The sequence below is a fragment of the Flavobacterium sp. 9 genome (genome assembly GCF_002754195.1).
Taxonomy (GTDB): domain Bacteria; phylum Bacteroidota; class Bacteroidia; order Flavobacteriales; family Flavobacteriaceae; genus Flavobacterium.
Genome location: NZ_PEEU01000001.1, coordinates 5,840,211 through 5,865,396, shown reverse-complemented (window position 1 = coordinate 5,865,396; position 25,186 = coordinate 5,840,211). Strand labels below are relative to the sequence as shown.

At 35.8% G+C, this 25,186-nt stretch carries 11 protein-coding genes; all 11 read left to right on the top strand.

Features of this window, described 5'->3' with window-relative positions; genetic code table 11:
* Window positions 1-629: 629 nt before the first annotated feature.
* The 11 genes from CLU81_RS24435 (at window position 630) to kduI (ending at window position 25,180) form a co-directional block, all read left to right on the top strand.
* Entirely contained in the window at window positions 630-1,835 is a 1,206-nt protein-coding gene (locus CLU81_RS24435) for a glycoside hydrolase family 88 protein (RefSeq protein ID WP_233209766.1), read from the top strand.
* 314 nt (window positions 1,836-2,149) lie between these two features.
* Window positions 2,150-6,070 (top strand): chondroitinase family polysaccharide lyase, encoded by a 3,921-nt coding sequence (locus CLU81_RS24430; RefSeq protein ID WP_099712220.1) that lies wholly within the window; start codon window positions 2,150-2,152, stop codon window positions 6,068-6,070.
* A gap of 127 nt (window positions 6,071-6,197) precedes the next feature.
* A complete protein-coding gene (gene hepC / locus CLU81_RS24425) occupies window positions 6,198-8,180 on the top strand; it encodes a heparin-sulfate lyase HepC (protein ID WP_099712219.1) in 1,983 nt (660 codons plus the stop codon).
* Window positions 8,181-9,182: 1,002 nt separating this feature from the next.
* On the top strand, window positions 9,183-12,338 hold the full coding sequence (locus tag CLU81_RS24420) for a TonB-dependent receptor (RefSeq protein WP_233209765.1): 3,156 nt from the start codon (window positions 9,183-9,185) through the stop codon (window positions 12,336-12,338).
* Window positions 12,339-12,354: 16 nt separating this feature from the next.
* Window positions 12,355-14,241 (top strand): RagB/SusD family nutrient uptake outer membrane protein, encoded by a 1,887-nt coding sequence (locus CLU81_RS24415; protein WP_099712217.1) that lies wholly within the window; start codon window positions 12,355-12,357, stop codon window positions 14,239-14,241.
* A 16-nt stretch (window positions 14,242-14,257) separates the two neighbouring features.
* Entirely contained in the window at window positions 14,258-14,593 is a 336-nt protein-coding gene (locus tag CLU81_RS24410; RefSeq protein ID WP_144444563.1) for a hypothetical protein, read from the top strand.
* A gap of 131 nt (window positions 14,594-14,724) precedes the next feature.
* Window positions 14,725-15,687, top strand: a complete 963-nt coding sequence (locus CLU81_RS24405; RefSeq protein WP_099712215.1) for an ROK family protein — start codon at window positions 14,725-14,727, stop codon at window positions 15,685-15,687.
* Between the two features lie 378 nt (window positions 15,688-16,065).
* Window positions 16,066-17,445 carry a sulfatase gene (locus CLU81_RS24400; RefSeq protein WP_099712214.1) on the top strand — a complete coding sequence of 460 codons (1,380 nt, stop codon included), beginning with the start codon at window positions 16,066-16,068 and terminating at the stop codon, window positions 17,443-17,445.
* 24 nt (window positions 17,446-17,469) lie between these two features.
* Window positions 17,470-20,154 carry a DUF4962 domain-containing protein gene (locus CLU81_RS24395; protein WP_099712213.1) on the top strand — a complete coding sequence of 895 codons (2,685 nt, stop codon included), beginning with the start codon at window positions 17,470-17,472 and terminating at the stop codon, window positions 20,152-20,154.
* 95 nt (window positions 20,155-20,249) lie between these two features.
* Window positions 20,250-24,290 (top strand): two-component regulator propeller domain-containing protein, encoded by a 4,041-nt coding sequence (locus CLU81_RS24390; protein WP_099712212.1) that lies wholly within the window; start codon window positions 20,250-20,252, stop codon window positions 24,288-24,290.
* A 47-nt stretch (window positions 24,291-24,337) separates the two neighbouring features.
* On the top strand, window positions 24,338-25,180 hold the full coding sequence (gene kduI / locus CLU81_RS24385; RefSeq protein WP_099712211.1) for a 5-dehydro-4-deoxy-D-glucuronate isomerase: 843 nt from the start codon (window positions 24,338-24,340) through the stop codon (window positions 25,178-25,180).
* Window positions 25,181-25,186: the final 6 nt, after the last annotated feature.

The window sequence follows — 25,186 nt, the reverse complement described above, 5'->3', positions numbered from 1 at the left end:
AAATTAAATCGTAGAGTAATGATATCAGATACCAAAGCATTCCCAATAGATACCATTTTGATAAGTACTTTTTTTTCAAATACCAACCTTGAAATTAAAAAAAGAAAAAGTGGCTCACGATTTTGGTTTGGAATGATAACCTTTATTAGACAAACTCAAATTTAGACAACATTTTTTCTTTAATCCCCAACAGGACATCTAATCAAATTCTTTAAGCTAATCAGAGATAGATACTAAAAGCAGTATGGGAATTTTTAAGTAAAAACAAAGAGGATGAATCAAACAACTATTAAAAACTTTTAATCTAATTAATTAAGTTTTAAGGAATCTTGAGCTAATATTTAATAACAAACTCCAGATAAACAATTTTCAGGATCTCTACTAAATCGACCTATTCTACAAATTAGAACTTTTCAATTGCATCTTTATTATAGGCTCTTTGTTTACATTTAAAAATGATAAAAAACAAAATCAAATATTGATTCAATCAATAATTTCAAGACTTTAAAAATGATCTTTACACAAATTCAAAACATTTATAATAAAAACTGAAAGGCCGTTTTCAGTCTCCCGTTTAAATTCGCTTTATAAAATATTCTACCAAACTGAATATTCATATAAACGATTAAATGATGAAAAAAACCTTCAACTTATTTCTGGCCATCTCGACCATTACTATTAGTTCTTTTGCTAAACCTGTTCAGGACGATCCCTCTTTACTTTGGTTTAAAAAAACAACTGAAGTAGTTCATTTTCAATTAAACAAAGCCGCACAAACTTATAAACCCGGAAAAAACCCTCGTTCCGTAAATCCTGATGGAACTGTAAGACTTGCCGGTTTGACAGATTGGACAACGGGTTTCTTTCCCGGAAGTCTTTGGTACGGATATGAACTTACCGGAGATAAAACATTGGCAGAAGAAGCCAAAAAATTCACACTTGCATTAGATTCTATACGCAATATAAAAAACACGCATGATGTAGGTTTTATGCTTTATTGCTCTTATGGAAATGCTTATAGAATCACGGGTGACAAAATTTATCTTCCGGTATTGGCAGATGGCGCAGCAAATCTTTATGCACGTTTTAGCCCAATTGTAGGAACAATACGTTCGTGGGATTTTGCATGGCTAAATTATCCTGTTATTATCGACAATATGATGAATCTGGAGTATTTATATTGGAGCGCAAATCAGTTTAGCAAACCTGAATATACAAATGCTGCCAGCACACATGCTTTGACTACTATGAAAAATCATTTTAGAAAAGATTATAGCTCTTATCATTTGGTAGATTATGATCCTAAAACGGGAAAAGTATTACGCAAAGGAACACATCAGGGCGTTACCGATGCTTCGGCCTGGGCACGCGGGCAAGCGTGGGGATTGTACGGTTACACCATGTGTTATGAGAATACTAAAAATCCGAAGTTTCTGCAGCAAGCGGAGCATATTGCGTCTTTTATTATGAATCATCCAACAATGCCAAAAGACAAAGTACCGGTTTGGGATTTTGATGTTCATAATGCCTTAGATACAGAAGTTCTGGCTCCAAGAGATGCTTCGGCTGCAGCTGTTATTGCATCAGCTTTATTGGATTTGAGTACTCAGGTTAAAGACGGAAAAAAATATGCTGATTATGCCGAAGAAATTTTAAAGTCATTATCATCTGATGCTTATTTAGCCAAACCGGGCGAGAATAATTATTTCCTTTTAAAACACAGCGTTGGTGCATTTTTGTACAATTCAGAGATTGATACGCCTCTTGATTATGCCGATTATTATTATCTGGAAGCACTAAAAAGATACGCCACAATCAAAAAAATTGAAATCTAAAACGCCGATCAACCGGATTGTCAGCCAGCGGAAGAAACACTGAAAAATTAAGCTTATCAGGTTAGGAATTTTAAAAAATAGAGTACTTGATCGAATGATACCTAGTTTGCCAAAAAACATTTGAAGTACTATTTGCTCTAAAGAATTCCTGACCTAATAGCTTAATTATAAAAACCGATATTATTCTAATTTAAAACTAAATAATTGACTTTATTGAAATAGATATTTTAAGAATACTACGGAAATAATTGCTAAGAATACAGAATAACCAAACCAAAATAATTCTAATAATTAGTCTATTAAAAATTAATCTTATGTGTAAAAAATTACTTTTCTCCGCATGGCTAATCGCCTTAGTATTCAACTTTTCGTATGCTCAATTGAGCGACATTAGCAACATTAAAACAAAGTATCAAAATTGGCTCACAGGCGAAAACCTTGATTATTCGAATTCGCAGGCCAATGAGCGATACAGTAGGTTTCTCACAAACGGAATAGCTGCCAAAAATTTATCGGCTTATGATTTTGCCAATCCTGGTTCTGTTTGGAATTTCAGCGTAAGTGCAGATCAAAATGCTTATCAGGTATTGGTCGAACAAAAACTGATTCGTCTGGTATTTCTGTATCAGCTCAAAGGTTCTCTGACAAACCCTAATCCGGATTATCACAGTCCGGCTTTACGAGATTCGATACTTTCGCTTTTCAATTATATGAAAGCAAAAGGTATTAGCAGTACGACAGATTTTGCTTATCTCGCCATTCCCGCAACCGAAGAAGTTATTACCAGCGGTCATGGTATTTGTTTGCGTTCTTCAGGATATGCTACGGCAATTTTCCTGATGAAAGACGAACTAATTGCTGCAGGAGAATTTAACCATCATATGGGGGCGCTTAAAACCCTCACCGCTTTTATCTCGCCGGATTATACAGGTTTTAATTTTACCAATCCCGGATTTAATACAGATATTATCCGCTCTTCTATTCAGCAGCGACTTTGCTACATATTGGCTCAGGAAGATTCTGACACTACAAAAGTTGCTAATATGGATTTCCTGAAAAGATTTATAAACAACGCCTTAAAAATCAGCAATGGCTGGAATGATTGCATTAAACCAGATTTTATTACCTACCATCACAGAGGAGCTTATTCAAATTCGTATGGTGTAGATGCTTTACATCAATCTTCGATTATGAATATGATGCTAAAAAATACCGTTTATGAGTTAAGTACAGAAGCACAAAGTAATCTGAAAAATGCTATTTTAAGCTACAGTAAATTCAGCAAAGGTTTTGAAATGCCGCTTGGTCTGGCAGGTAGATTTCCAACAAATACAGATGCAAATAATGATTTACGACCAGCTTTGGCTTTTTTATACCTAACAGATCCTGTCGCTAATGCAGATGCCGGACGTGAGTTTCTCAGGCTTTGGAATATTTCTGCTACAGCAAATACAAACTTACTAAGACAAAACGCATTGTCTATTACTATGGTTTATACACCAGGTGCTGTAATGGATATGATACAGACTTTAAACTCCGGACTTACTGCACTTCCTGAAATAACCGAAGGACATTTTAATTTTCCTTATGCAGGTTTAAGCGTTCACAAATATAATGGATATCAAATCAGTGCAAAAGGAACAAGCAAGAATATCTGGCATTTTGAAAATTCAACAACTGAGAATGTTTTTGGAAGATATACATCAGCCGGAGCTTTAGAATTGCTTACATCAGGAACTACAAACGGTTTTACAGAAAACGGCTGGGATTGGTCGCATGTTCCCGGAACTACTGTTGCCTATCTTCCTCTAAATGTTCTTAGTACCGGAAAAATGAGAGAAATGAACGGAAAATCTTTTCTGACACATGCTTCATTGGATAACAATGGCGTTTTCGGGATTGATTATAAAGATTATAATTCGGCTACGGCAATGACCGCTTTAAAATCTAATTTCTTTTTTAAAGACATGATTCTTTGCCTTGGTTCAAATATCAGGGACACAAACGGAACTTATCCTATCCAGACTACTTTATTTCAAACGAATCTTACCGATGTAAATACTCCAACGTATGTAAATGGTAATACCGCAACCGGAACTAGTTTTAATTTTACGCAAACAGGCGGCGGTTTCTGGGCAACTGATGCCATTGGAAATGGGTATGTGATTCCAGCAAATTCTTCCAATACAGATGCAATTACTATTAACAGATCTGTACAAAATTCACGCAATAACAGTAATACCGCCAATACTACAGGAAATTTTACAACCGCCTATATTAATCATGGAATTGCTCCGGCTCAGGCAAAATTTCAATATGCGATTGTAATGCAAGGCGGACAAACAGCTACGCAACAACTGGCGAATAACTTTTCTTCCTATTTTAAAATTTACCATCAAAACAGTCAGGCTCATATTGTTGAATATATTCCGGAATCTATATTTGGATACGTAATTTTCAATCCTGCAGCGGTTTTTACTTATGACGTTGTCATAAGTGTAAACAAACCGGCAGCAATAATGACTCAAAAAATAGATGGTGGAAATAAATTAAAAGTAAGTCTAACCAATCCGAATTTAGGATTATTGGCTTCAAACGAAACTTATACGTGGAACCAAATTAGCGGTCAAAACTCAATTCTGAACAGAGCGCCACAAGTCGAAATAGTAACACTAACAATTGTCGGAAAATGGGCTTTGGCATCACCTTCAAACAATGTAACGACAACCATAAACGGAGCAAACACAGAGGTTACTTTTAAAACGATTAACGGATTAACCATCCAAACTGAACTGATAAAACCTTCATTGGCAATTAATCCAAAAGAAAATATTACAGTCAATACAAATCCAGGTGTTTGCACTTATACAGTGGCTAACAATGAATTTGATGCAACAGCAACAAGCAATTGTGGAACCTCTTCTCTTACTTACACTTTAAGTGGAGCAACAATAGCAACGGGCAACACAACTTTACAAAACGTTGTTTTCAACAAAGGAATTACTACAGTTATCTGGAAGGCAACTGATGATTGCAACAGTTCAACAACAACTTTTACAGTTACAGTAAAAGACGAAGAAAAACCTGTTATTACAACGCCAATAGAGATTATTGTAAGCAATGATTCTGGTGAATGTAGTAAAACTCTAACGCTAACAAATCCAATTGTGACTGATAATTGTGGTATTGCAAGTATTACAAATGATGCTCCCGCAATATTTCCTGTAGGTTCAACAATTGTAAACTGGAAGGCAGAAGATGAAAATGGTAACATAAACACCATTACACAAACCATCACAATTACGGATTCTGAAGCTCCAACAGTAAGTACTACAGCTTCTGTTTCTCTTTGTTACGATCCAAACGGTATTTATAATATTCCTTTGGCTACAGCCACTGATAACTGCACTATTAATACTATTGTTTATGAAATTACTGGCGCAACCACAAGAACTGGAAACAGATTGGATGCAAGTGGTAATTTCAATACAGGAACATCAACAATAACATGGACAGTTACGGACAATGCAGGAAATAGCAAAACCAATACCACAATAGTCACAATAAACAACCTAATCACTGCAAATATTGCAAATGTTTATGCTGTAAATCCCGGAGGAAACCCAAATACTATTTATTTAGGTTATGGTCCATCTTCTCTGACCTTGATTGCAACAGCTTCAAATGGTATTGCGCCTTACACTTATTCATGGAATGATGGAGCTACGTCACAAAATACTACAGTGAATCCGTCAACTGTTGGAACACACAATTATACTGTAACTATAACGGACGCTTTGGGTTGTTATATTACATTAACAAAACAAATTACCGTAATTGATGTTCGTTGTTCAGGAAAAAAAATAACAATATGCCACACCAACGATAAAAGTCTATGTATCTCGACAAATGCTGTGGCAAGCCATTTGGCACACGGCTGTTATTTAGGTTCTTGCCATTATACAGATACAGGAAACAGTTCACCAATTAAAGATTTCACAGTGATTGTTGCTCCAAATCCAACAAAAACAGCCTTTCACCTAAACATAAACGGAGGCGATAACACACAAGAAATTGTCGTAACGATATTTGATATCTTAGGAAGAAGACTAAAAACACTAAAATCAGATTATGAACAAACAATCTCAATTGGTACCGATTTATGTCCGGGATTATATCTTGCAGAAATCAGTCAGGGTTACAATAAGAAAACAGTCAAACTAATAAAACTATAATTAAACTTTAGTTTGCTTAACACGCAAATCAAAACATAAGAAGCTATTTTTGATCTGAAAAATCAATTTTAATAGCTTCTTATTTTATTTTAAAACTACTAACAGCATTTATTTTAATTAAAACCAAATGAAGAATCTAAAAAAAACAACAGCACTGTTTTTTATGTTAATGACAGTCTGTTTTGCTGAAGCTCAGGAAGCTCCGGTAAAAAAAGAAAGCTTTGATGCTATTAATCTTGACTATCCGGGCTTAGAGAAAGTCAAGATATTTTTTAAAGCCGCTAAATATGAGGCTGCAGCCAAAGAATTATTAGCCTATTATCGCAATCGAAAAACGGTCAAAAATCCTGATTTTAATGTGGGTGAAGAAACCCAATTTAGAGGAAAAGAAATTGGAAAAAACAATCAGGAAAAAGCAGATAACGCTTTATTACATCAATTTCAGCCCCAAAAAGGATATGGCTTTTTTGACTACGGACAAGATATTAACTGGGATTACTGGCCTGTAAAAGACAATGAAGTACGCTGGCAATTGCACAGAGTAACTTGGTGGCAGCCTATGGGAATGGCATATCGCAGCAGTGGTGACGAAAAATATGCCAAAGAATGGGTTTTACAATTTCGGGATTGGGAAAAGAAAAATTACTTAGGCCGATCTAAAGAAAATGACCAAATTGCGTGGCGACCTCTGGAAGTTTCAGAACGCATCCAAAGTCTTCCCGGAACCTTCAACTTATTTGTAGCTTCTTCTAATTTTACACCCGCTTTTTTAATGGAATTTCTAAACAGTTTCAGCAAACAAGCAGCATATATTCCAAAGAATTATAGCAAAGAAGGCAATCATTTATTGTTTGAAGCACAACGTGTTTTGGGTGCAGGAGCTTCTTTTCCGGAACTTAAACAAGCCGAAGAATGGCGCAAAAGTGGTATCGAAGTTCTTATTCGCGAAATCAAATTGCAAGTTCTTCAGGACGGTGTTCAATGGGAACTCTCGCCTACTTATCATGTTGCTTGTATTGAAATCTTTCTAAAAGCATACAACTCGGCAAAAATGGCTAACTTAGAAAAAGAATTTCCTGATACTTATATCAAAACCATCGAGAAAATGATTTTGGTCACAGCCAATATGTCTTTTCCGGATTACAGTAATCCAATGTTTGGTGATTCCTGGATATTTGACAAAAATAGCAGAATAAAGCAATTTTTAAGCTGGTCGAAAATCTTCCCTGAAAATGGACTAATTAGATACTTAGGTACGGACGGAAAAGAAGGTTCACTGCCAAATTATACCGCAAACGAATTCCCAAATGGTGGTTTTTATGCCTTTAGAAATGGTTGGAATAATAAATCAACCGTACTGATTTTAAAAGCCGGACCACCCGCAGAGTTTCACGCGCAGCCGGATAATGGTACTTTTGAACTTTGGGTTAAAGGACGCAATTTTATGCCCGACACAGGTTGTTATATTTATAGCGGCGATGCCGAAGTAACCAAAATGAGGAATTGGTTTCGCCAGACAAGAGTTCACAATACTTTGACATTAGACAATCAGAATATGGTTATTACCAAAGCAGAGCAAAACAAGTGGAAAACCAGTAAAAACCTTGATCTTTTAACCTATACAAATCCCAGTTATACAGATTTAAACCACCAGCGCAGCGTGCTTTTTATAGATCAGAAATATTTTCTAATTATAGATAAAGCTATTGGAAAGGCTACAGGAAATTTAGGCATTCATTTTCAATTGAAAGAAGATAGCAAACCTGTTTTTGATACCACCAATAACAGCGTTTCTACAACGTATGAAGATGGAAATAATCTTTTGATACAATCCTTAAATACGGATAAAGTAACGCTAAAAGAGGAAGAAGGAAAAGTGTCTTATGTTTATGCTAAAGAAATCGCAAGACCTGCTTTTGTTTTCGAAAAACCTAAAAATGACAATTCAACACAACAATTTATAACAATAGTATATCCGTACAACGGAAATAAAGCGCCCGAAATTAGCATTACACCAAATACGGCTAATGATTATGAAAAAGGAAATATCAGTATAACTGTTGCTATTGACGGCAAGAAAAGTGACGTAATAACAAGTTTGAACGATTAAGGAAGTCGCAACGTTTGTTATTCCAACAAGCAAACCCGACAGGTTTTAAAAACCTGTCGGGTTTCTCGTTTAATACAAAATCAAAATCATTTTAACCCTCAATAAATCCGCATAACTCCAGAGGAGTGTACTATTTATAGCCATTTCAATATTCGTTTTTTTTCAATAAAGCTTCAGCGAAGCGACATCCTTACTAGATAAATATATCGTCCCGCCGGGACTAAAAATATCACTTCCATCCTATTCGCAATTTCGTCACGCTTTTACCAATTCTATCAGCAAAACTTCAATTTTTCTATCAATCTATTTTCTCAAGGAAACCCTGAAAGAACTACAACCAAAACTTTAATCAGTTTTATCTGTAGAAGAAAAAAGAAAAAGCACTTCTTTATCTAAATTTCACTAAAAATTACATCGTTTTCGCTAACACTATTCTCACTTTAAATTAACATTTAGACTACACAGAATATTTTAAAATTGTTCAGTAAAAACGGCACTTTCTACCTAAAAACAAAACCAAAAAAATAGGACAAAACACTGGCTTAATGAGTGTTTACAAGGGTTTCAAAAGTATAATTAATCAAAATCAATAGTAATTTGGACATTTTCAAAACTGCTGTATATAGTCGATTTCTATATTTGTTTTTATTAAATCAAAAAAAACATGACCAATCCAAAGAAAATGACCCGAACAGCACAGCATCTATTTTTATTTACAAGGCGCAAAATTCCCCAGCCCCTTTCACAGATTAATAAATTGTTATAATTTTCTCCGCAAACGACATTTGACATATTGATATAATGAAACTAATAAGTAACATTAAATCGTATTTATTACAAATGTATTTTGGAATTCCAGTTCTAATAATACCAAAATTATTGGTATTTATCAATTGACATTGAAGTAAAAAAAGGAGATAATTTATTTAACAAGGCAAAAACTCAACTTAAATAATACCAATAGGAATTAAGGTCACACTTATTCCAATTTAAAAAAAAATTATGAAAAGGACTCTATTTTTATTTTTACTCCTTACAACTTGTAAGGTTATGTACGGTCAGGATGTTATTACCGTAAAAGGTATAGTCACCGATGCGCAAAATATGCCAATGCCGGGAGCAACAGTTTCTGAAAAAGGAACTAAAAACAGTACTGCTACCTCTATTGATGGTGATTATCAAATTAAAGTAAAATCTAACGCAACATTAGTTTTTACGTATTTAGGAACAAAACCTAAAGAAGAACAGGTAAAAAACAGAACTCTTATTAATACCAAACTTCTGGATGACACCAACAATCTTGATGAGGTCGTTGTGGTAGGATATGGAACAAAAACCAGAAAGAATCTTACCGGAGCCGTTTCGTCTGTCAAAGGGGAAGAACTAGCTAAAGTTCCGGTGCAAAACGTAGCACAAGCATTGCAAGGACGTATTGCAGGTATGCAGGTTACAATGCCTGACGGAACTCCCGGAGCACAGCCATCGTTAAGAATTCGTGGAGGAACTTCAATCACACAAAGCAACGAGCCTTTGTATGTTGTTGATGGTGTGGCGCAAACTGGAGGATTAAATTTTCTGGATCCAACAGATATTGAAACTATCGATGTCTTGAAAGACGCTTCGTCTACTTCTATTTATGGTGCTCAAGGTGCAAATGGTGTTGTTCTCGTAACTACAAAACGTGCAAAAGGCGGAAAACTGCAATTGAGCTATGATAGCTACGCAGGTATCAAAACAATTGCAAAAAAACTTCCGGTACTGAATCCTTATCAATATGTTCAATTAATGTATGAAGGAGCAGTAAATGATCCAGTAAGACAACAAAAATTTGAAGACAATTATGGAACTTTCGATCAGCTTGAAGGATTATACAAAAACAGACAAGGTATAAACTGGCAAGAGGAGATTTTTGGAAATGCCGTAGTAAGCCAATATCATAAACTTGCGATTAGCGGAGGCGAAAATGATACAAGATTCAACGCGTTTTATTCTGTTAATAATGATCAGGGAATTATGCTAGGAAGCGAATCTATTAAAAACATCGCAAAACTATCCGTTACACATAATGTGAGCAAAAAATTATCTATCAATGCTATTGTCAATTTTTCTAATCAAAAAATAACTGGATTGTCTCCTGCAGACGGCGGAAATGCCAGACTAAGTATGTTGCAAAACTTATTGCAATACCGTCCAACAATTGGAAAAAACGGATCAGATGATGATCTTAAATATCTAACCGTAGATCCGCTGGATAATCAGGCTTCACCAACATTTCAAAGTCCGCTTATAACTATCGAAAGCCAAAAAAGAGAAGCTGTAAACAGAGCCATAAATATGAGCATGCAGCTTCGATACAACATTACTCCTGACTTAGTTTATTCAGGATTGATAAGTTACACGGACAATAGCGATAAAAGCAAATATTTTAATGATGCAAGTGGTATTCAAGCCATTAGAAGCGGTGGACCAAATGGTGGAGTTACACACAATATATCAACTCGTTTAAACTACAACAACGTCTTAACTTACAGCAAAACCTTCAATACAAATCATAAGTTTGATATAACAGCCGGACAAGAATATATTTATAATTATTCAGAAGGAATTACAGCTACAGCTTCTGCGTTTCCTGGTGTTAATTTAGGTTGGGACAAATTGCAATTGGGAACTATCGCAGGAATTCCAACAACATTCTCTGAAGATGATACTTTATTATCCTTTTTCGGAAAAACAAATTACTCTTACAAAAACAGATATTTACTTTCGGCAAGTATTAGAGCTGACGGTTCTTCTAAATTTGGAACTGAAAATCAATGGGGTTATTTCCCATCAGTATCATTGGCGTGGAGAGTTATCGAAGAAGATTTCATGAGACACGTTCCTGTGTTTTCTGATTTGAAATTCCGTTTTAGTTATGGAGAAGCCGGAAACAACAGAATTGCAAATTATGCAGCATTAGGTATTCTTAATTCAGGATCTTACCCGCTTAATAATCAGGTAAATATTACGGCATTTCAAAACAATATTCCAAATCCTTTTCTGAAATGGGAGGCTACAAAGTCAACCAATATTGGTATGGATTTAGGATTCTTTAAACAAAGAATCTCTCTTACTACAGAACTTTATGATAATCGTTCTCAGGATTTGCTTTATAACACGCGTATTCCTTCAAGTTCAGGTTTCAAAAAACAGTTTCAGAATATTGGAGCCACTTCAAACCGCGGACTTGAGTTTACCTTAAATACCGTTAATATCAAAAATGGTAATTTTAATTGGAATACAAGCTTTAACATCGCCTTCAATAAAACGAAAGTTCTTGCTTTAAGCGAGGGAGAAAATTCATTAGTAACCAATAGTTATACCGACAAAAACGACTACATCCTGCAAGTTGGCAAACCTGTTGGTGTAATGTACGGTTATGTAAGTGATGGATTATATCAGGTTAATGATTTTGATTATAACCCGGCCACAAGTGCCTATACCTTAAAAACCGGAGTTGTTAGTGATAACGTTGCCGTACAGCCGGGATTCATTAAATTCAAAGATATTAGCGGACCAAAGGGAACTCCTGATGGCGTAATCAATGATCTTGACAGAACTGCTATTGGCGACGCTAATCCTAAATTTACAGGAGGTTTAAATAACACTTTTAGTTATAAAGGAATTGATTTAAGTGTATTTCTGGATTTTACAGTTGGTAATGATATTTACAATGCAAACGTGTTGAACAACTCCAGACTTAATTTTGAGAACTTAAACACATTACAAATTTATGCTGACAGATGGACTACGATAAATGCAGCAGGACAACGCGTTACAGATCCTACAGAACTTGCAGCTTTGAATGTGGGTAAAACAATTCCTGCTTACAATGGTAATGCGACCGGACGTTTGTACAGCGATATTATCGAAGACGGTTCTTTTTTAAGAATCAACAATGTGAGCTTAGGATACACATTGCCAAAAGAATGGTTGAAAAAATCGAAAATCTCAAACCTCAGAATCTATTTTACAGCTTATAATTTATATGTATTTACCAAATATTCCGGATATGATCCTGAAGTAAGTGTGATGAATAATGCAATAACCAGAGGAGTAGATTTTAGTGCTTATCCAAGAAGTAAAACTTTCTTGACAGGATTAAATATTACACTATAATTTAAAGTTTAAAAAGATGAAAAAATATATATTTTCCCGCAGAGTTATTATTGCAGCCGGCATTACCTGTCTACTGTTACCGCTTAATTCCTGTAACAACGAACTGGAAGTTACGCCATATTCGTATTTCACAACTTCTACCTTTTTCTCAAATGTAGACGAAGCTTATATGGCAACTTTAGGAGTTTATGAATCCATGTCGTCTGTTGATAGTTATGGGTATGACATTTCCTTAATTTTTGATGCCGATACTGATATCAGTCAAATGAGCGGATTAGGCGCTGATGACTGGCGTACAATTGGTCATTATCAGGGAATTTCTCAAACCACCGTTTTCTATAATGCATGGAGTAAATTGTATGAAGGAATCGACAGAGCAAATGTGGTAATCGAAAGAATTCCGCAAATGGATTTGTACACAAACGGAAATCCTGCTCAAAAAGAACAATTAGCCCGATTTGTTGGAGAAGCTAAATTCCTGCGTGGTTTTTACTATTCTGAACTTGTCAGACTTTGGGGCGATGTCCCTTTCAAAACCAAAAGTTCACAATCCGGAGATAATCTGAAAGGCGCTTTAGTGGATCGTCAGGAAATTTATACCCAAGTTATAAAAGACATACAGGAAGCCGCTCTTGTTCTTCCGGAGCAAACACCAGCAGATGAACGCATCAATAAATGGGCAGCAAAATCAATGCTTGCCAGAATTGCGATGTTTGCAGGAGGATATTCTTTAAACGCAGACGGAACAATGAAACGTTCTTCCAATTATAAAGAATACTACAAACTGGCACAAAAAGAAATCAACGAAGTATTGGCACAAAATCCATACAAGCTGAATCCTTCCTTTTCTAAAGTATTCAAAAATCAATGTCAGCACGTTTTAGAACCTGGTGAAAATATTTTTCAAGTTGCTTTTTACAATCCCGCAGGAACAATGAGCAATGGTTCCTGGGTTGGTTATTTTAACGGACCGCTTACTGCAACAGGTTTATACCCAAATTCAATAGGACGCTGTTTAGTACCAAAACCATTTTATACAAGTTTTAAAGATGGCGATCAACGAAGAGATTTTTCGGTTGCAACCTATTCTATCAATAATGTTGGAAACAAACTTCCGCTTTTAACCGCAAGACAAGATGAATCCTGGACAGCCGCAAAATGGAGCCGTGAGTATCAAACCAACTCGGCTCAGGAAAGAGCTTATACACATATCAATTGGGTTGTGATGCGCTACTCTGACTTATTGCTAATGCGTGCCGAAGTCGAAAATGAATTAAACGAAGGTCCCACTCCTATTGCATATGATGCTATAAATCAAGTTCGTAGAAGAGGTTTTGGTGCTGATATTGCCGGAAGCCGAATCGCTGTTGATATTGTAAATAAGGGTACCGGATATACTGCTCCTGCAAATGTCGTAATATCAATTACAGGCGGTGGAGGTTCAGATGCTTCGGCAGCTGTAGTTACACTTGCGAGTGGAGGTATTGGCACAATTGCAATGCTTCGTTCCGGTGATGGCTATACTTCTGTACCAACAGTAACTATAACCAGTACAAACGGCAAAGGTTCCGGAGCGACAGCAGTAGCCCGAATTTTACCAAAACCTACAACTAGCGAAATGAATTTACAAATCGGATTAAACAAAGCTGATTTCCTTAAAGCACTTCAGCAAGAAAGAGCCTGGGAACTTGCCGGTGAAGGAATGCGCAGAGCCGATTTAATTCGATGGGGAATTTTGGCCGATAAAATAACCGAGACAAATGCTGCTGTGAAATTGATTCGCTCGAATTATTTCTATCCGTCAATTGCCAATTTTGTTGCCGGAAAACATGAGTTATATCCTTACCCGCAAAATGAAACCGATGTAAATAAAAGCATTACACGTCAAAATCCAAAATATTAAAATATAAAACACAATTATGAAAAAGGTAATAGTAGTATTCAGTTTAATCCTAATGACTTCGGTTACGTTTGCGCAAGACAAACCAAGAGACATGAAAATTCTACGAGATTCTATCTTTACAGTTATGAAACTGAGTAAAGTAAATAGACAAAAAATGTACGATTTAATCGCAGAAAATGGAAAAGGTCAAAAGGCAATAAAAGACGATCCTGCGCTTTTTTATGATCAGCGACAAGAGAAACTTTTACTCTGGAAAAACGGCATTACGACCAAAGAAAAATCAACTCTAACTCCAAATCAATTTAAAATATGGAGGGATTTTGCCAAATCTTTAAATAAGTCTAAGACATAATCCAGATTCTTTTAGAATAAAAAATATTTTTTTTTAGAAAATTATTTGCTTTTTGGACATTAATGCAGAACTTGCCGTTCTGCATTAATTGTTTTTGGAACTAGATAAAATAATATATCAAAGTAAAAATTATGAATACCTTAAAGCCTGCCCAAATATCTAAATCGTATGCCATTGGAATAGATATTGGTGGCACATCCCTTAAATGTGGCGTAGTGAATGAACAGGGCGAAATTTTATTTTCGTTTATAGTTTCCTTAAAAGAGGCTAAAACCGAAGCAGAAATTATAACCTTGATGGTCAACGCTATCACACAATGTACAGATCAGTTAAAAGAACCAATTGTTGGTATCGGAATTGGTTTTCCCGGTCTTATCGAAGATGATGTTATTATTGGCGGTGGCGTTAATTTGCCTGGTTTTGAGCAATTGCCATTAGGTAAAATTCTGAATGAGCTTACAGGTCATAATATTGTAATTGACAATGATGCCAACTTAATGGGACTTGCTGAATTAATCTACGGCGCAGCCAAAGATAGTACCGATGCTGTTTTTCTAACTATTGGAACAGGAATTGGCGGAGCAATTATGATCAATAAAGGACTTTATAGCGGTTTCAAAAATCGTGGTGGTGAATTAGGACATACCGTAATTCAGCAAAACGGAATATTATGCAATTGCGGCGGACGCGGTTGTTTAGAAACCTACGCTTCTGTGACGGCATTAATCAATTATTATAAAGCTATAAACCCAGCAGCCGAAGAAAACATCGACGGTAAAACCATAATCGAAAAATACCTGTCAGGTGAAGATCATGCCGTAAAAACCATGCAGCATCATTTTGATTATCTCGCTGCGGGAATAGTTAATTTTGTAAACATATTTAGTCCTCAAAAAGTAATTATTGGTGGAGGAATCAGTGAAGCAGGTCCCTTTTATACTGATGAATTAACTAAAAGAGTTAAAACATTTGCAATTCCTGTCGCTTTTGCACACACCAAAATTGTAGCTGCAGATTTAGGTAATAAAGCCGGATTATTGGGCGCTTGCGCGAATGCATTTCAAAAGTTTAAAAAGACAGAATACGCATTGTAATAAATTAATGATGCAAAGTCGCAAGTTCGTTTCAATGATGATTGAATAGCGTCCAGCTTTAGCTGGATGTAAAAAGATACGAAGCGGAAAAAGGTTTTAGCCAAAGCTGTAATAGTTTGGCTAAAACCTTTTTCTATTTAAATCTAAATTTCCCTAGTTAAAACTAGGGGCAATTCAAAAAAATTTACTCCTGATAACTATTAGGATTGCGATAAAATTCCGCTGGAAATTCACGAAACTATCCAAATTCAAGGGTTTTAGCTAAAATTAATATCATTTTACACAAATTCAAAACCTTTCTAAAGTATTCCTGATTAAATTCGTTTTTGCATTTAAGAGTTTACAAAGCAAAAAATAATCTATTAAAATTAGGCAGATATGATGTTTCAAAAAAACATATTGGTTCTATGTCTATTAGGGATACTAAACATTCCTTTATTAAGTACTGCACAAACTGCTGCGCGTCCAAATATTCTGATCATCATGACAGATCAGCAAACCGCCGATGCCATGAGTATCTCCGGCAACAACGATTTGCACACACCTGCAATGGATAAACTGGCACAAAACGGAATCCGTTTTACCAAAGCCTATTGCGCCCAGCCATTATGTTCGCCATCACGTTCTTCTATAATGAGCGGTAAAATGCCTTTTGAAACAGGTTTTATAGGCAACGCTCCTGAAAAAGACGGTCAATGGCCGGAAGATTTATTGATGATGGGAAAAATTTTCCAAAACGGAGGCTATAAAACCGGATATGTAGGCAAATGGCATTTACCAGTTCCCACAACTAAGAAAAGTCAGCATGGTTTTGAATATATCGAAAACACCAATTTTCAGGATTACAACGATGCCGCAACACCTTCTTTCTGCGCACGATTTATCAAAGAAAATAAAAACACTCCGTTTCTTTTAGTTGCTTCTTTTTTAAATCCGCATGACATTTGCGAATGGGCTCGTGACGAAGATCTAAAAATGGATATCTTAGAAAAAGCACCTCCCGCAGATCAATGTCCGCAATTACCCGCGAACTGGAAAATCCCTGACAACGAACCGAAGATTGTCCGCGATCAGCAAAAAATAAGTTTCAGAACCTATCCAACTGTCAATTGGAGTCCCGATCAATGGCGTCAATACCGTTGGGCATACAATCGCCTTGTTGAAAAAGTAGACAGTTATATCGAAATGGTTCTTGCTTCTTTGAAAAAGTATAATATCGAAAAAAACACCATCATCATTTTTACAGCAGATCACGGCGACGGTTATGCAGGACACAGTTGGAATCAGAAGCAAATATTATATGAAGAATCTGCTAAAATCCCGTTTATCATTTCAAAAATTGGCGAATGGAAACCCAGAACTGATGATTTATTAGTTTGCAACGGAACCGATATTATCCCAACGATTTGTGGTTTTACAGGTGTTCCAAAACCAGCATATTTAAAAGGAATCGACATCAGTAAAAAAATAGAAAATCCAACAGAAAAACTGCGAGATACTTTAGTCATTGAAACTGATTTTGCTGATAATGAAGAACTATTAAACATTAGCGGACGCGCCGTCATCACAAAAGATTACAAATATATAGTCTACAACAAAGGCGAATTAAAAGAACAACTTTTCAATTTAACCACAGATCTGGGAGAAATCACAAATCTTGCCGTAAACAAAACATACAAAAAAGAACTAATCGCCATGCGTCGTTATCTAAAACAATGGTGCAAAAACAATGGAGACACATTCAATTCAGGATTGTAATTCGCATAAAAGAAGAAAATTATCATGATCAATAAAAAAATATATACTGTCGTATTCTCCATTTTAAGCTTGTCTGTTTTCAGCCAGCAACAATCCGCAATTATAAAACTGACCGCAGAAAAATTGCATTCAAGAGTACGCGAATGGCCTTATCCTGTAAACGGAATAACGGTTCCTACCAATGCTCCTGCCCTGCTTTGGCCGGGAACAAATGGCAAAGAAATGGTTAAACCAATGGAAAGCGGCAGCGAAGTTCCTGAAGATCCAAACATTGGCAATGTGCGTTACAAAATAATGCTGGCAAGTAATCCCGACTTCACAAAAGATTTGCTATTAGGAACAGAACAACGTTGGGCAGTTTATCCTTTACATCACGCTTTAAAAGCTGGAAAATGGTATTGGAAATATGGGTACGCCTTAAAAGAAAGCACTCAATGGACATGGTCATCTGTTTACGATTTTGTAGTCGATGCCAAATATGCGGATCAAAAAGTGTCTCCGCCAATAAGTGAAGTTCTTAAACGAAACGAAGGTGCACACCCACTTTTATGGGATATGAATCGTATTGGTGAAGATTTTTATCGCAGTAATCTGGAGAATCCTGAAGCTAAAAAATTTATTGCTTTCGCAGAAAAGCTAATGCAAGCGCCTCTTCCTACTGAAAAACCTCAGAGAGTAATTGACACCACCGGAAAAAATAAGCTCGAGAAAAAGATCATTATAGAAAGAATGTATCACGGTTTTGGTGATGCTGTGGGAAATCCTGTTCGCAATCTATGTATCGCGTATCAACTCACAAAAGACAAACGTTTTATTCTCGATGCAAAACGCAGAGCAATAAACATTGCCAATATGAATCCTGACGGATTAGCAACAGGCGATGATTTTACAAGTGGTGCAGTTCTCGAAGCGTTAGGTTGGTTTTATGATGCAGGATACGAATTTCTAACTCCTGCCGAAAAAGAACAATTCAAAAACATAATTACAATTAGAGCCAAACGAGTTTACAGTCATTTGCCAAATCGTTTTGAACTCCATGTAAGCGACAATCATGTTTGGCAAATTACATTGCGAAACCTTGCTATTGCAACAGTTGCAGTAATCAATGACGTTCCTGAAGCCAAAGAATGGTTAACCTATATGTATGAAGTCTGGTCAGCAAGATTCCCCGTTTTAGGCACAACAGATGGTGGCTGGCACGAAGGAAACGGCTATTTCAGAGTAAACTTTAAATCCATAATTTACTTGTCTCAAATGTTTGGAGACTTTAGCGGAGTGGATTATTTTAAATTGCCCTGGATGGAAAACCTTCCGTATTACATGATGTACACACATCCAAGTGGTGCTGCAAGTACTGCAATTGGTGATATGTGGGAGAATATTCCGTATATCGTAAAAGGCGAAGCCTGGTTTGCCGATGCACTTACATACAGAATGAACAATCCGTACTTAAACTGGTATGTTGGCGAGATAAAACGAGATTATCCAAGCTATTATCACGGCACAGACGATTTCTTATTCTTTAGATTATTAAACTATAAACCTAACCGAAATTTACCCGCAACCTCACCTGAAAAACTGCCTAAATCGCGCAAATTTGGTGACGTTGGTGTAGTTGCTATGCATGAAGATTTGGCGAAAGCCAATAAAACATTAAGCAGTTATTTATTCAGCAGTCCGTTTGGGTCTTCAGGACATGGCCATGCTTCGCAAAATGCTTTTACTATCAACTATAAAGGCAAAGTAATCTTTGGCAGAACGGGTTATTACAGCAATTTTAGCGACAAACACAATCTTTTATATTACAGATCATCAAAAGCATACAATACTATTTTGGCCGATAGTTTAAATCAGAAAATTGGTGAAGAAGGTTACGGTTGGATTCCAAGAGCAATTTCGGGTCAGCGCATTCAATATGCTTTAGGAGATGCCAGCAATGCTTATGGCGAAATAAAAAGCGATTTCTGGCTCGACAGATTCAAACAAATCAATGTTGTACCAAGCAAAGCAAACGGTTACGGAGATTCGGGCGTAACATTATACCGCAGACATATGTTGCAATTAGAAGGTGGATATATTGTTTTGTACGACGAATTAGAAGCTAAAAATCCTGTAAAATGGACCACTCAATTTCACTGTCCATATTATACAATTGAAGGAGAAAATTCGGCGAATGCCAAACAACAAAATTTCATTGTAAAAACAGATCTGGGAAATGTAAATGCAAGTGTTTTTGCCAATAGTCCGTTGAAAATGGCTGTACATAACAAATTTTACGAAGCTGCCGTAAACTGGAATAAAGTCACAAATGACGAAGGTCAAATCAAAGAATTTAAAGACCAATGGCATGCCGGAATAACTTCTGAATCCAAACAAAAATTTAAATATTTAACCATTATTCAAATCAAAGATGGCAAAACAGAAACAATTAAAACACTATCTGACAATGATGGTTTATCCCATTTTCAGGTTGGAGATTGGGATATTCACGTGCAACTAAACGGTGAAAAACCTGCAGCCTTACAAATCGTTGGTAAAAGTGCTAAATCATTGTTTAGCTATGGAAATTTGCCCATTAAATTTGAAGGAAAAACATATTCGCCTAAAATCGCCGGAAGTTCTGTATTACTGGAAATAAACAACAAAAAAATAACGAAACAAGAAGTAATTGACGAATTGCCGGATGTTGCTAAATACGATAAAAATTAAAGCAAATAAGATGTTGACTTTTTCTTTAAATTAGAGGAGATTTTACTTTTATCAAAAAGATTAAACAAGAACAAAATAATTATAATACCACTTTCATGAAGAAAACGATCGCCTTCATTACGTTTTTCTACATAGTTCTTTTCGCTGCGAAGAGCCATGCGCAAGTACAAGACCGATATTTTCGTACTATTTCGGTCGATAAAGGCTTATCGCAAAGTTCTGTTTTTGCCATTCAGCAAGACACGCTTGGTTTTATCTGGATTGGAACTCAGGACGGATTAAATCGCTATGACAGTAAGGGTTTTAAAGTATATCGCCCCGTAAAAAACGTTAAAACAAGTTTACAATCGTATTACATTCGAAGCTTGTTTACAGATCGTAAAGGGCGATTATGGGTTGGAGGAAATCAAGGAATCAGTGTTTATAATTACAACACAGACAGCTTTACAAACTATCAGCTTCCGCGAAGTATTGGCGAATGGTATATCTCATCAATAACCGAAGACAGCACCAATAAAATATGGGCAACCTCGATTACAGGGGAAGTTTTTGTTCTTTCGCCGAAAGGCCAGAATTTTACAACGGTTAAGTTTAATGCTTCTTCTCACGAAATTAAGAAAATAGCCTACATAGGCGTTTGGCAAAAGCAAATAATCCTGGGTTCTGATGTTGGACTTTTTAAGCTAAAAGCCAATACACATGAACTAATAAAAATTAATTTAGGTCCCAAAAAACCTTATATAAATGATGTTTTCGTAGACGGAAAAAAATTATGGGTTGCCACCGAAGGCGAAGGCGTAATTCAATACAATGCGGAAAATGGACAGACTAATTCCCTGCTTCATAAAACCGGAACCAATAGTATTGCCGATAATAATATAAGATGCATAGGAAAAGATACCGAGGGAAATATCTGGCTTGGAACTTTTAGAGGACTTACTATTTTTAATCCAACAAATAATTCATTTACCAATTATTACCATCAAATATCTCAACCTTACACTATTAGTCAAAATTCGGTTCGTTGTTTTTTTAGAGACAAACAAAACGGAATTTGGTTGGGAACGTATTATGGAGGTTTAAACTATTATCATAAAAACGATATTAAGTTCAATCTTTTAAGTCAAAACTCAGGAAAACCTTCTTTGAATGATGAAGTAATTGGTGTTATCAAACAAGATTCAAAAGGTAATTTCTGGATTGGAAGTAACGATAAAGGCATTAATTACTGGAATAAAAATGCGAATACGATCAGTTATTTTTCGAATAGTGAAAACAATCCAAACAGTTTAAGTTCGAATAATATAAAAGCTATCGAATTTGACGATAACGGAAATGTACTAATTGGAACACATAACGGCGGATTGAATTTACTGAACCCAAATACAGGTTCTGCGCAGCGTTTTCTTCATGACGAAAATAATCCAAACACGATTGCCGGAGATTTGGTTTACAGCTTATTAAAAGATTCAAAAGGCCGTATTTGGGTTGGAACAAGATCCGGATTAGATCAGTTTCATCCTGAGACAAAGTCATTTACGCACATTCATTTAGACAAAGCAGGAAAACGGCCAACTTCAGACGATATTACTTTTCTTTTTGAAGACAGCAAACATAGAATCTGGATTGGAACCACAAACGGCGTGACGCTTTTTTATCCTGATACAATGTTATTTGGAAACATTGGACACGGAAAACAAAGCGATGATATTGTAAATTGTATTACTGAGGATCAAAAACACAGAATCTGGATTGGTACAAGAGAAGGTTTACGCCTTTATGATGAAACGCAGGAATCATTTACCAGTTTTAAAGCCCGTAAAGATTTCGTTAAAGAAACCATTTACGGAATAGTTCCTGATGACGATGGAAACCTATGGATTTCGACCAACAGCGGGTTAATTAAATTTAATCCTGACAAAGATTCTGTTCAGACTTTTGACGAAAGCGATGGTTTACAAAACAAACAATTCAACGATTATTCTTTCTATAAAGCCAAAGACGGAATGCTTCTTTTTGGAGGAATAAAAGGCGTTTCTTATTTCTATCCTTCGATGGTTAAACAACGTCCGCTTCAGCTAAAATTAAGTTTTACAGCATTGGAAGTTTTAAATAAAAACGTTGCCGTTGCCGATGAAACGGACATTCTTGAAGAGCATATCGATCAAACAAATGAATTGGAAATTGGACCGGAATACAAACAATTCAGTATCTTTTTTAATACATTCAACTACATCTCTTCCAATCGAACTTACTATTATTACAAGTTAGAAGGAATTGACAAAGATTGGCAACGAACAGATGAATTGAAAGTTAGCTACAGTAATTTGCCTGCGGGAAAATACAATTTTCAAATCAAAGCAATTGGTCCAAATGGCGAAATGAGCGCCGTTCGAAGTCTGAAAGTTACAATACTCCCGCCTTGGTACAAAACGATATGGTTTTCTTTGTTATTGCTTACAATAATTGGCACAGCAGCCTATATTGGTTTTAAAATTATAAAAGAAAGAATAAAAGCCGTTCAGCAATTAAAACTAGAACGTATCGACAAGGAACGTGGGAATTATATCAATCAGGTAAAAATGGATTTCTTTACTAATGTATCACATGAATTAAGAACACCATTGACCTTGATTTTAGCGCCTTTAGAAGAATTATTAAAAATGCCTTTTGCAGATAAAATATCCAAAAAGAAACACGAATTAATGTTCATCAATGCCAAAAGACTTTACAACTTAGTAGACCAGTTATTTGAGTTTAGAAAAACCGAAATGGGAACCCGTCAGCTTAAAGTAGGCAAAGGCGATATTGTAAGTTTTACTCAGGAAATTTTTGAATCGTTTAAACCACTTTCTGAGAAAAACAGCATTCATTATACCTATCATTCAGAAGAACCGCAATTGCAGTTTTATTTTGATAAAGATGCAATGGAAAAGATTTTATTTAATCTTTTATCGAATGCTTTTAAATACACCAAAACCGGTCAGACAATTCATGTAGAATTAATTAAGAAAAATGATACGGTACAAATAAAGGTCGCTGACACGGGGGTCGGAATTAGCGAAGACGATTTGTCTAAGGTTTTCGACCGTTTCTATCAGGTAAATAATCGCGAGATGAATTTGGGTTCCGGTGTTGGATTGGCCTTTACAAAACGTTTGGTCGAATTGCATCATGGCGAAATTACTGCCGAAAGTACCACGCAGGAAGGAAGTATTTTTACAGTAACAATTCCGGTTTTAGATGTGGTTTATAAAAATGATCAGCATGTTGAAGAATCTGCTTATGATTTGTCGATTATATCTGATAATGAACTCGAAACAGACGATTCTTTATTGCCGGAAGAAAATGAAGTAATAGAAAGAGATCAGCCAATCAAGCTTTTAATTGTAGACGATAACAAAGAGATTTTGGATTATTTGCAGGATTATTTCAGCAAAATATACGATGTTACGATAGCTTTTGACGGTCAAATGGCTTTGGAACTTTTAGAAATTCAGCAATTTGATCTTATTATAAGTGACGTTATGATGCCGGAACTGGATGGTTTACACTTTTGTAAAAAAGTAAAACAAAACATCAATACATCGCATATTCCATTAATGCTTTTAACGGCAAGAAATGAAACCAGCCAACAATTAAAAGGGCTCGAAATGGGCGCCGATGATTATATCACGAAGCCTTTTTCGACACCTTTACTGGCAGCAAAAATTACGAATCTGTTGCGTTCCCGTAAACGACTAAAAGAATATTATTCTGTTGGAAAAGAAATGGTTCCTGAGAATATTGCTTTTAATACGCTTGACGAAGAATTTCTAAAACAAGCGATTCAGATTGTCGAAGATCATTTGGCAGACTCTGAATTTTCAGTCGATCAGTTTAGTAAAGAAATAGGAATGAGCAGATCAAATTTGTATCTGAAACTAAAAGCTATTACGGGTGAATCTGCAATGGATTTTATCAAAAGAATCCGATTTAAAAAAGCCGTTGAACTAATGCAAAGCAAGCGCTACACGATTGCACAAATTACCTATATGTGTGGTTTTAATTCGCCATCGTATTTTTCGACCGCTTTTAAACAACATTATGGCTGTATGCCAAGCGAATATCTCGCCAAATTGAATACTGAAAATTAACTTCTAAATACAGTTTACAAACTGAAATTACAATAAACCAAATAATTATGAATTCCAATTTTGAAAGCCGTTTTGCTGTCAGTCCAAAAGAGGCAAAACAAATGAATACTGAAGAATTACGCGAAAATTTTTTAATCGAAACCGTTTTTGTCGAAGATCAGGTAAAATTAACCTTATCGCATTTTGACAGATATATTGTAGGCGGCGCAATGCCAATAAATGAAAAAGTTATTTTGCCAAATCCTGCTGATTTAAAAGCGGAATATTTTCTGGAAAGAAGAGAATTAGGAATAATAAACGTAGGCGGAAAAGGAATTATCACTGCTGACGGAGAACAATTTGAAATTGACTTTAAAGAAGCTTTATATCTTGGTAAAGGAACCAAAGAAGTTTTTTTTGCATCAGCAGATTCAAATTTTCCAGCCAAATTCTATCTGAACTCTGCTCCTGCACATCATGCTTATCCTTCTAAAAAAATAACAAAAGCTGACGCCGAAATTGTAGAATTGGGCGCTATGGAAACGGCAAATCATCGCATTATCAACAAATTGATTGTAAATAGTGTAGTGCAAACTTGTCAGGTTCAAATGGGAATGACAGAACTAAAATCAGGAAGTGTCTGGAATACGATGCCGGCACACACGCACGACAGACGTATGGAAGCGTATTTTTATTTTGAAGTACCAAAAAATCAAAGTGTTTGTCATTTTATGGGACAACCGCAAGAAACAAGACATCTCTGGATGCAAAATGAACAAGCGGTGATCTCGCCAAACTGGTCGATTCATTCCGGCGCGGGAACTTCAAATTATACTTTTATTTGGGGAATGGCGGGAGAAAATTTAGATTATGGAGATATGGATCACTGCGCAATTAATGATTTAAAATAACAGATT